The 668-nt window shown below is 47.3% G+C and carries 1 protein-coding gene; it reads right to left on the reverse strand.

Annotation, left to right across the window (positions count from 1 at the left end):
• Window positions 1–55: 55 nt before the first annotated feature.
• A partial coding sequence (locus Xvie_RS21945) for a hypothetical protein (protein ID WP_086110898.1) occupies window positions 56–668 on the reverse strand: 613 nt, incomplete at its 5' end.

A 668-nucleotide genomic window follows, 5' to 3' on the forward strand; every position in this document is an offset into this window, starting at 1 on the left:
GCATCAGGGCGTAAGTGGCTAAAGGCGTATAAATCAGGCTTCATACTGCCCCCTGTTAGCGATGACTGTAATCCGGCTGAGTGATACCCGTTTTAGCATAGGCCGCACTCAGTTTCTCAGCCGCTTTTGCTATGGCTTCCTGATATTCCTGATCGGCCTGCTTGCGAGCTTCCACATTGTCTGTGGTGTTCGGGTTGCTTTCATTCATCATCTGCCGGGTTCTTTCTACCAAGTTCTGTATTTCATCTTTCGTCATCGGTTCTTTCATCTTTTTCAGTGCATTGACAGCATGATGTCTTGCTTGGTTGTAACCGTTAGCATCACCGTTATTAACTGAAAATGTCATAGCTTTGAAGGCCTTATCTTCATCATCCAGAAACTCCCATGACGGATCGTGCTCTTCCATATACTTACTGGTGAACTTTGACAGGGCTTCCGGTTCGCTCTGTAACTTCGCTCTAATCTTTTTCGAGGACAGGTCAGTTTCACGCAATAACTTAACGGCCAATACCGGGCTGTTTTGGGCTTCTTCCGATACAGCAACATTGTGCCCTCTGCTGTGCTTTTTGATGGGTTCGGGCTGGTTGTCTTGCTCAGTGATGAGATCTGTAGCGAGTTCCTGTGCCGGTTCAGTAGTGTAATGTCCAGAATCATCATCAGCCCGTGCT

The sequence above is a fragment of the Xenorhabdus vietnamensis genome (genome assembly GCF_002127535.1).
Lineage (GTDB): Bacteria > Pseudomonadota > Gammaproteobacteria > Enterobacterales > Enterobacteriaceae > Xenorhabdus > Xenorhabdus vietnamensis.